This is a genomic window from Brevundimonas sp., from assembly GCF_031082345.1.
GTDB lineage: Bacteria > Pseudomonadota > Alphaproteobacteria > Caulobacterales > Caulobacteraceae > Brevundimonas.
In genome coordinates, this window is the sequence record NZ_JAVHLH010000017.1 from 11,276 (window position 1) to 19,677 (window position 8,402).

Below are 8,402 nucleotides of genomic sequence, written 5' to 3' on the forward strand. Positions count from 1 at the left end.
CGCCCGCGGCGGCCGGGACTCTCATGGTTGCGGTCATGCGTCGGCCCCTGCTCGTCCAACTTTTGCGGTTCGGGACAACCGCCACGGTCCCTTTTTGTTCCATGCGTGCATGGGGGCTGTCCAGCGGAACGGTCGCCGCAAGCGGGCGTTCAGATCGCACGTCCCTGATTTTACGGTGACATTTCGTCGTTTCGAGAGCTTGTCCGCATGTCGCTGCCCCGCGCGCCATTGGAAGGTGATTCCGTCCCCCACCCCGACGTCCCCGTCGGCATCGTCGAGCCTGCCGACTGGCGCGAGGCCGTCACCGCCCGCATCCCCGCCCTGCGGGCCTTCGCCTGGTCGCTGTCGCGCAACGGCGCGGACGCCGACGACCTGGTGCAGGAGACGCTGACCAAGGCCTGGACCTACCGGGATCGTTTCGAGCCGGGCACCAATCTCAGGGCCTGGCTTTTCACCATCCTGCGGAACTCCTGGTATTCATCGGTGGCCAAGCGCAGCCGGGAGGTGGCCGACGAGGACGGCCATCACGCCGCACGCCTGTCCGCCGAGGGCAGCCAGGAGTGGTCGGTGGAGCTGGGCGCCCTGAAGCTGGCGCTCGACGAGCTGCCGCCCGAGCATCGCGAGGCCATCGTCATGGTCGGCGCCGCCGGCCTGTCCTATGAGGAGGCGGCAGAGATCGCCGGCTGCGCGCTCGGCACCATCAAGAGCCGCGTCAACCGCGCCCGCAACCGGCTGGCGGAAGCCATGGACATGCCCCGGGGCGCCGCCTGACGATCAGCGCCGCCCGTCCGGTTCGCCGCATCAAAGGCCGCTTACCGTCTCCACCAACTCGTCGACGGCCTCGGCGGTCGTGGCCCAGGAGCAGACGAAACGGACCGAGCCGTCGTCGAAGCGGTAGCAGGCCCAGCCGAGATCGTTCAGCCGCCGATGCGCCTCGGCCGGCATGCGGACGAACACGGCGTTGGCCTCGACCGGATGGGCCAGGACGAAGGCCGAACGGGTCGCGAACCCCTCCGCCAGACGGCGCGCCATCAGGTTGGCGTGGGCGGCGCCGTCTTCCCAGGCGTGACTCTCGAGCAGGCCGAGGAAGGGGGCGGCCAGATAGCGGGCCTTGGACGCGGTCTGCCCGGCCTGCTTCAGCCGGTTGTCGATGCGCCGGGCCAGCGAGCGGTCGAACATGACGATGGCCTCGGTGCAGTTCGCTCCGGCCTTGGCGCCTCCGAACACCAGCACGTCGACGCCGAGCCGGGCGATCTGCGTCAGGTCGAATCCGGCCGCCGCCGCATTGGCCAGCCGCGCCCCGTCCAGATGCACGCCGCAGCCCTTCAGCTTCACCGGCTCGATCAGGTGGCGAAGTTCCTCTTCAGTGTAGACCGTCCCGTACTCGGTCGACTGGGTCAGACTCAGCGCCGCCGGCGGCTGGCGATGGCCGACCTCGGGCGCTTCGAGGGCGGCGGTCAGGGCCAGCGGATCGATCTTGCCCGAGAACCCCGGCAGGCCGATCAGGCCGACGCCTGAGCCGAAGAAGCCCGGCGCGCCGGTCTCGTCGGTGCACACATGGGCCGCGTGATGGGCCAGCACCGCCTCGTGCGGCCAGGCCAGCATCGACAGAGCGATGGCGTTCGCCGCCGTGCCCGAGAAGACGAAGCGGATCTCGGCGTCCGCGTCCAGCCGTCCCCGGATCAGGTCGGCGGCGCGGGCGGTGACCTCGTCGGCCCCGTAAGCCCGGGCGAAGCCGTCGTTGGCCTCGACCAGCGCCTTCAGCGCGGCCGGAGCCATGCCGGCGGTGTTGTCCGAACCGAAGTCGTAGCGCATGGCTCAGCCTTCCCCGTTTTCCGAGGCCTCGGCGGCCTCCGCGCCTGCGGCCCGCCGCGCCTTCTGTTCCGCCGTGCGCACCGTGACCACCGGCATGACGTCCTCGTCCCCATAGGGCACCGCCACCTGGTGCGGGAACGGGATTTCGATCCCGGCCGCGTCGATGGCCTCCTTGCCGCCCTGCATCAGGTCGGCCTGGGTCTGCCACCAGTCTTCCGAATTGACCCAGGCCTGGAGCGTGATCTGCACCGCGCTGTCCAGCAGACCGGTGACGCCCGTCCAGGGCGCGGGATCCGGCAACACCTTGTCGTGGCGTTCGGCGACGCCGACCAGCACCGCCCGCGCCGCGTTCAGGTCCTCGCCGTAGCCGACCGTGAAATTGATCTCGACCCGCCGCGTCTTCTGTCCCGACAGGTTCAGGATAACGTCGCCCAGCACCTTGGAGTTCGGCACCACGATCTTGTGGTTGTTGGCGTTCGACATCTGGGTCGTGAACAGGTCCAGCCGCTGCACCGAGCCGGCGACGCCGCCGATGTCGATGACGTCGCCGACCTTGTAGGGCCGCAGCAACAGCAACAGCACCCCCGCCGCGACGTTGGACAGCGTCCCCTGCAAGGCCAGCCCCACCGCCAGCGAAGCGGCGCCCAGCACGGCGATGATCGAGGTGGTCTGCACCCCCAGCCGCTGCAGGATGGCGATGAAGCCGACGATGTAGACCACCACCCGCACCACCTGCACGGCGAAGCTGAGGACGGTCTGGTCATGGCGGAAGGCGCGCACCCGCAACAGGCCGCGCCGGGTCAGCCGGGCGGCCCAGCGGGCGCCGATCACCGTCGCCACCAGGATGATCGAGGCGATGGTCAGATTGACCGCCAGGTCGCCCGCCAGATCGGTCAGCTTGGCCAGCAGGGCGGCGTCAATCGACACCGCCTGCTGACCGGCGGCCACGGCGTCGTTCAGCGAGGTCGGGAGCGAGGTCATGAGCCGGGTCTAGCGTCCCGGGAAAGTTTTGGAACCCCGTGGGAGCCGGAAATGTCGCCCCCGTGTCGACCGGTTCAGCCTTGAAGGCTCAGCCGACCGGGTCGCGCGCCATGCCGCTGAGATGGCTGACCCCGAGGCCGGGCAGGCGCGCCTCGACCTCGGGCGACAGGTCGGCGTCGTGCACCACCACATTGGGCGTGGCCCGGCGGCCCTGGGCCAGCAGATACTTCAGCTCGGGACGCATCACGGGCCCCGGGCCGGCCTGGACCGCCACCCCGGCGAAGCCGCAGTCGCGGATCTGGGGGTTCAGTCTCCGACCCTCGTTGACCCCCGCCATCACCGCGCGGACGAAGGGCGACAACATCGCCACCGCCTCCTTCATGCGGCTGAAGGGCACGCCGTCGTCGATGCCCTCGATCTCAATGATCGCCACCTGGCGCATCAGCGGCAACACCGGGCCGCACAGGCCCAACATATTGACCCGCGATCGCCGCGACGACGCCGTGGCGAAGAAGATCGGCACGTGCAGGGCGAACAGGCCGCCGAATGCGGCGTACTCCTTGAGCAACTCGACCATCCGGATCGCGGTCTGCTTGTCGGCCGCCTCCTGGTCGTAGTCGTTGATCGGCCGATGGGCGTTCGGAAAGCGCCTGCGGATCGCATAGGAGCTGATCGTCCCGCGTCGCAGGCACCACACCGGCGTCACCCGCAGCTCCATCTCGACGGTTTCGCCGCGGATGCTGGTGAACGGCGCCGCATAGGTCCGGCCGGCCAGGGGCGGCGTCCACTGGTCCGGCGGCAGGTGGCCCGCCCCGACTCCGGCCTCCAGGCCCGAGGTCCGGTAGCGGGGGTCCGGCCCGGCCCGGATGTCGATCGGCTCGCCGATCAGGTCCGGGCCCGAGATGCTGGTGACCCGCGAGATGCGGATGTCGTCATCGCCCTCGCGGCCGAGAAAATGGGCCATGATCTGGCGCAGCAGGGTGACGCAGCGCGCCTGCCCCTCGTAGGCGGAACAGGAGTTCACCGCGACCCGCTCCCAGACCTGCTCCTTGCGGAAATCCCACTTGGCGCCGGTCTCGTCCCGGACCGGGGCCAGCGACAGCACGAAGACCGAGCCGCGCTCGACCAGCCCCGCGCCGATCACCCGCTCCAGTTGCTCGCGCTGGGAGGTGTTGAGGCGCGACACGGCCCCCGCGACGTCCGGGTCGGCCTCGCCGGTGGCGGGTGCGGCCTCGGCCCGCTGCGGCGCATTCATGTCGGACGTCCGGCCGACTCACCGGCGGCCAGGATCACTGATCCGCCATCGGTGACGACCACGAGCTCCGCCAAGCTTTACCATTCCAGACGTCATGGTTTCGGCTAGTATTTTGGACCCTTCTGGAACGCATACTCTACAAGCTTTGCTATAACTGCACGGACTTACAATATGTATTACCTCAATACGTTCGTTTTGATGTCAATAATCTCTGCATTGCGCGCCATCGACTGAGTGAACGTTGATCTTCGTCAGTTAGACGCCAGGCGGCCGCCGCCCGCCTCGATCCGGTCCAGCAGGTCCAGGACGTCATCCAGGGTCGCGGCCTCGCGCGCGGGCTTGTCCCAGCGGATGCGGCTGATGCGCGGAAACCGCATCGCGACCCCGGACTTGTGCCGCGTCGACCGGTTCAGCCCCTCGAAGGCGATCTCCAGCACCAGGCCGAAGTCCCGCTCGGCCCGCACCGAGCGCACCGGCCCGAAACGCTCCACCGTGTGGTCGCGCACGAACTTGTCGAGTTGCTTCAGCTCTTCGTCGGTGAAGCCGAAATAGGCCTTGCCGACCGGCGTCAGCGCGCCCTCCCGGGTCCACACGCCGAAGGTGTAGTCGGAATAGAAGCTCGACCGTTTCCCGTGCCCGCGCTGGGCGTACATCAGCACCGCGTCGATGACGTGCGGGTCGCGCTTCCACTTGAACCACGGACCCTTGGGACGCCCCGCCACATAGGCGCTGTCCCAGCGCTTCAGCATCAGCCCCTCGGCCGCCGCCCCGACCGGCGGATCGGCCCGCAGCACGGCCAACTCATCCCAGCTCGCATGGGGCACGATCGGCGACAGGTGCAGGCGATCGCCGCCATGGCCCGAGACCAGCGCCTCCAGCCGCGTCCGCCGCTCGCGGAGCGCCAGCGGCCGGAGGTCCTCGCCGTTCTCCGCCAGCAGGTCATAGGCCACGATGGCTGCCGGAAAGGCCGCCATCATCTTCGCGTCGACGGTCTTGCGGTTGAGCCGCTGCTGCAGGTCGCCGAACGGCGCCACCGCGCCCTCGCGCCAGACGATCAGTTCGCCGTCCACCGCCCCCTCGAACGACAAGCCCGCCATCACATCGGCGAAGGCGCCGGATATCTCGTCGCCGGTGCGCGAATACAGCCTTGCGACCCCGCCCTCGCGCACCGCCTGGACCCGGATGCCGTCCCATTTCCACTCCGCGGCGTAGTCGGCCGGTGCCAGCTTCCGGAAATCCACCGCCTCGTCGAGGGCGGTCGCCAGCATCACCGGCCTGAACCGTCCCGGCGCGTCAGCGTCCGGCCGCGCGCCGTGGCCCTCCAGCCAGGCGAACAGGTCGGCGTAGGGCGGGGCCAGGGCGTGCCACACCTCCTCGATTTCCGACACCTCGACCGGATCGAGCGCGACCGCGACCTCTCCGCCCTCCGGATCGGGCGGCTCGTTGACCGCCTCCGGCCGCACCATGGCGGCGGCGGCCTTGGCCAGCCGCGCCGACAGGCCGACCCTCAGCCCCCCGGTCATCAATTTCAGCAGGGCCCAACGCCCCTTGGGCTCCAGCGCGTCGAGCCAGCCTTCCAGCAACCCCGCGACCTCACCCCGTCCGGCGATCCGCAGCGCCTCGACCACCTCGCCGAGCTCGGGCTCCCGGTTGGCGCGATGGTCGGCATCCCGCGGCCAGATCAGGGCGACGGTCTCGGCCAGGTCGCCGACATAGTCGTAGGACCAGCCGAACAGGACCGGGTCGACCCGCGCCTCCACCGCCTTGCGGATCATCGCCGGCTTGGCCGCGCTGAACGTCAGGTCGCCGGTCAGGGCGGCCAGCGCCCAGCCCCGGTCGGGATCCGGCGTGCTTCTCAGATAGTCCCTCAGCAGCACCAGCTTCGCATTGCGCGAGGCCGTCAGCGACAGGCGATCCAGCAGTTCGGCGAAGGCGCGCATCGGCCCTTCAAACGCGAAAACGCCCCGGAAGTCTCCCTCCGGGGCGTCTCGAGCTCACGTGGGACGGTCTAGTTGAACAGGCCGGCGATGACGGAGACGATCAGGCCTGTCGCGATCGAGGTCATGACCACGTCATTGCCGCTGCGCACGTACTGGTGGCCATAGGCCGGCTGGCCCAGGCCGTAGCGGCCGTAGTCGCTCACGACGTACTGGTTCGAGCGGTAGTAGGACGGCATCCGCTGACCATACGACCATGACCGGGTCTGATAGCCGCGCGGGGCCTGGTAGCGGCCGGCGTTGTAGCGGCGCTGCGACTGCTGCCAGCGGGCGTAGGCGCGCTGTTGCTGGCGGTAGTCCTGGCGGGCCTCGCGACGGTCTTCGCGATGCTCCTGGCGCCATTCGCGACGATCATTGCGGGCATCGCGACGATCGTCCCGACGATCTTCGCGCCGGTCGCCGCGGTGGTCACGGCGGTCGTCGCCGCGATCATGGCGCTGTTCATACTGGCCGCGCGATTGCGCTTCAGCGGCCGAGGCCATGCCCAGCGAGGTCACGGCGAACGTGGCGGCCAGGGCGGCGGTGAGAACCTTCTTCATGGGGTGTCTCCAGATGCGGCCGAAGAATTTCGACTTGCCCGCACCCTGGCCCCCGGCCGTTGAGCCCGGCCTGAACGGCCCTGGTCACCTGCCGTTCACCACGTTGTCGCCTTTTGAACGCGATCGGTCGGCCGCGTCAGGCCGCCTGGGCCTTCTCGCCGATCTCCCCCAGCGCGCGCAGACCCGCCCGCCCGGAGCCAACCTGGTTCATCACCTGCGCCAGGGCGGCGAAATCGATCGGCTTGTTCAGATAGGCGTCGGCGCCGGCCTCCAGCCCCGCCTCGTGATCCTCCGTTCGCGCCGAGGCCGACAGGACCACGATCGGCGTTTCGGCGTTGACCCCCCCGCCGGCGCGGATGCCGCGGGTGGCGGTCAGGCCGTCCATGACCGGCATGTTCACGTCCATGACGATCAGGTCGAAGCGCTGGCCCGCCGCCATGTCGAGTGCGATCTGCCCGTTCTCGGCCGTCGAGGAGGTGTGTCCGGCGGAGCTCATCCAGGCTTCCAGGATCATCCGGTTGACCGGGTGGTCCTCCACCACCAGCACGCTCAGCGACCGTCCGTCCTCGACCTCGGCGGCGATCGGCGCGGCCGCCTCCTGCCGGGTCCATTCCACGACCTCGGCCTCGACGCTGAAGGTGAAGGTCGAGCCCTCTCCCACGGTCGATTCCACGCTGATGTCGCCGCCCATGATGTTGGCCATCCGGCGCGAGATCGTCAGGCCCAGCCCGGTGCCGCCGAACCGGCGCGTCGAGGAGGCGTCGACCTGGGTGAAGGGCTGGAACAGCCGCTCCAGATCCTCCGGCGAAATGCCGGCGCCGGAATCCTTGACGGCGAAGTCGAACCGGACGCGGTCGTCGGCCAGCCGTTCGGAGCGGACCGTGTAGGCGACATCGCCGGCGTCGGTGAATTTCACCGCATTGGACAGCAGGTTGTGAATGACCTGGCAGACCCGCAGCGGATCGCCCCGGACCACGGCGGGGGTGTCGCCCTCGAACCGCACGGAGAAGTTCAGCCCCTTGGCCTCGGCCTGGGCCTGGAAGGGTCCGGTGACGCGCTGGTGCAGGTCTTCGACCGAGATGTCGACGACCTCGAAGGTCATCTTGCCCGCCTCGATCTTGGTCATGTCGAGAATGTCGTTGAGCAGGCTCAGCAGGTTGTCGCCCGAGTTGCGGATGATCGACAGATACTCGCGCTGCGTCGGCTCCAGCCGGGTCGCCCCCAGCAACTGGGCGGCGCCCAGCACGCCGTTCATCGGCGTGCGGAGCTCATGCGAAATGACCCCCAGGAAGCTGGACTTGGCCTCGCTGGCCGCGTCGGCGCGGTCGCGCGCCATCTCCAGCTCCTCGATCAGATGGGCCTGGTGCTCCTGGAAGGCCCGGATCCGTTCCTCGCGCAGCATGGTCATCAGGACCAGCACGACCAGACCCGCGGCCGTGAACGGCACGACGCCCATGAAGGCCCAGAACAGGTCGGTTCCCCACAGCGACGCGGCGATGACGGCGGCCGAGACCCCGTAGGGCGAGGAAATCACCACCGCCTGCTTGGGCGAGCTTCTCAGCTGCGCGAACACCAGCACATAGCCCGAAACCAGCAGGGTCATGGCCAGCGGCTGGCCGAAGGGATGGCCCGAGAACCACGCCATCAGCGGCGCTGTGGCCCAGGCGGCTGTGGTGGCGGTGGCCACGGCCGGGAAGATCAGTCCCCAGCCGGCGCCGACGCGCTCGCTGATTCGCTTCTCCACCGCGCCGCGCAGGGCGCCGGCGGCGATCGTGCCGAAGAACCAGAGGGCCGCGGTGATCGGGCAGACCACGG

7 protein-coding genes are annotated in these 8,402 nt (G+C 69.3%); 1 reads left to right on the forward strand and 6 read right to left on the reverse strand.

Annotation, left to right across the window (positions count from 1 at the left end; genetic code table 11):
- Positions 1–207 precede the first annotated feature (207 nt).
- Complete coding sequence (locus RDU12_RS02210) at positions 208–771, forward strand: sigma-70 family RNA polymerase sigma factor (RefSeq protein ID WP_300289505.1); 564 nt, start codon at positions 208–210, stop codon at positions 769–771.
- A gap of 30 nt (positions 772–801) precedes the next feature.
- On the opposite strand, the gene RDU12_RS02215 is transcribed toward RDU12_RS02210, so the two are convergent.
- From RDU12_RS02215 to RDU12_RS02240, 6 genes are all read right to left on the reverse strand, one after another.
- The gene (locus RDU12_RS02215; RefSeq protein WP_300289504.1) at positions 802–1,815 is read right to left on the reverse strand and encodes a low specificity L-threonine aldolase; all 1,014 of its coding nucleotides are present in this window, start codon (positions 1,813–1,815) and stop codon (positions 802–804) included.
- 3 nt (positions 1,816–1,818) lie between these two features.
- Positions 1,819–2,796, reverse strand: a complete 978-nt coding sequence (locus RDU12_RS02220; RefSeq protein ID WP_300289503.1) for a mechanosensitive ion channel family protein — start codon at positions 2,794–2,796, stop codon at positions 1,819–1,821.
- Between the two features lie 88 nt (positions 2,797–2,884).
- Complete coding sequence (locus RDU12_RS02225) at positions 2,885–4,051, reverse strand: hypothetical protein (protein ID WP_308684040.1); 1,167 nt, start codon at positions 4,049–4,051, stop codon at positions 2,885–2,887.
- Positions 4,052–4,302: 251 nt separating this feature from the next.
- Positions 4,303–5,991 (reverse strand): cisplatin damage response ATP-dependent DNA ligase, encoded by a 1,689-nt coding sequence (locus tag RDU12_RS02230; RefSeq protein ID WP_300289501.1) that lies wholly within the window; start codon positions 5,989–5,991, stop codon positions 4,303–4,305.
- A 68-nt stretch (positions 5,992–6,059) separates the two neighbouring features.
- Complete coding sequence (locus tag RDU12_RS02235; protein ID WP_300289500.1) at positions 6,060–6,587, reverse strand: RcnB family protein; 528 nt, start codon at positions 6,585–6,587, stop codon at positions 6,060–6,062.
- A gap of 136 nt (positions 6,588–6,723) precedes the next feature.
- A partial coding sequence (locus tag RDU12_RS02240) for an ATP-binding protein (protein WP_308684041.1) occupies positions 6,724–8,402 on the reverse strand: 1,679 nt, incomplete at its 5' end.

Bases quoted from the DNA above. Each gene is read 5' to 3' on its own strand.
- RDU12_RS02235 (WP_300289500.1), bottom strand. From the start codon at position 6,587: ATGAAGAAGGTTCTCACCGCCGCCCTGGCCGCCACGTTCGCCGTGACC.
- RDU12_RS02210 (WP_300289505.1), top strand. From the start codon at position 208: ATGTCGCTGCCCCGCGCGCCATTGGAAGGTGATTCCGTCCCCCACCCC.
- RDU12_RS02220 (WP_300289503.1), bottom strand. From the start codon at position 2,796: ATGACCTCGCTCCCGACCTCGCTGAACGACGCCGTGGCCGCCGGTCAG.
- RDU12_RS02230 (WP_300289501.1), bottom strand. From the start codon at position 5,991: ATGCGCGCCTTCGCCGAACTGCTGGATCGCCTGTCGCTGACGGCCTCG.
- RDU12_RS02215 (WP_300289504.1), bottom strand. From the start codon at position 1,815: ATGCGCTACGACTTCGGTTCGGACAACACCGCCGGCATGGCTCCGGCC.
- RDU12_RS02225 (WP_308684040.1), bottom strand. From the start codon at position 4,051: ATGAATGCGCCGCAGCGGGCCGAGGCCGCACCCGCCACCGGCGAGGCC.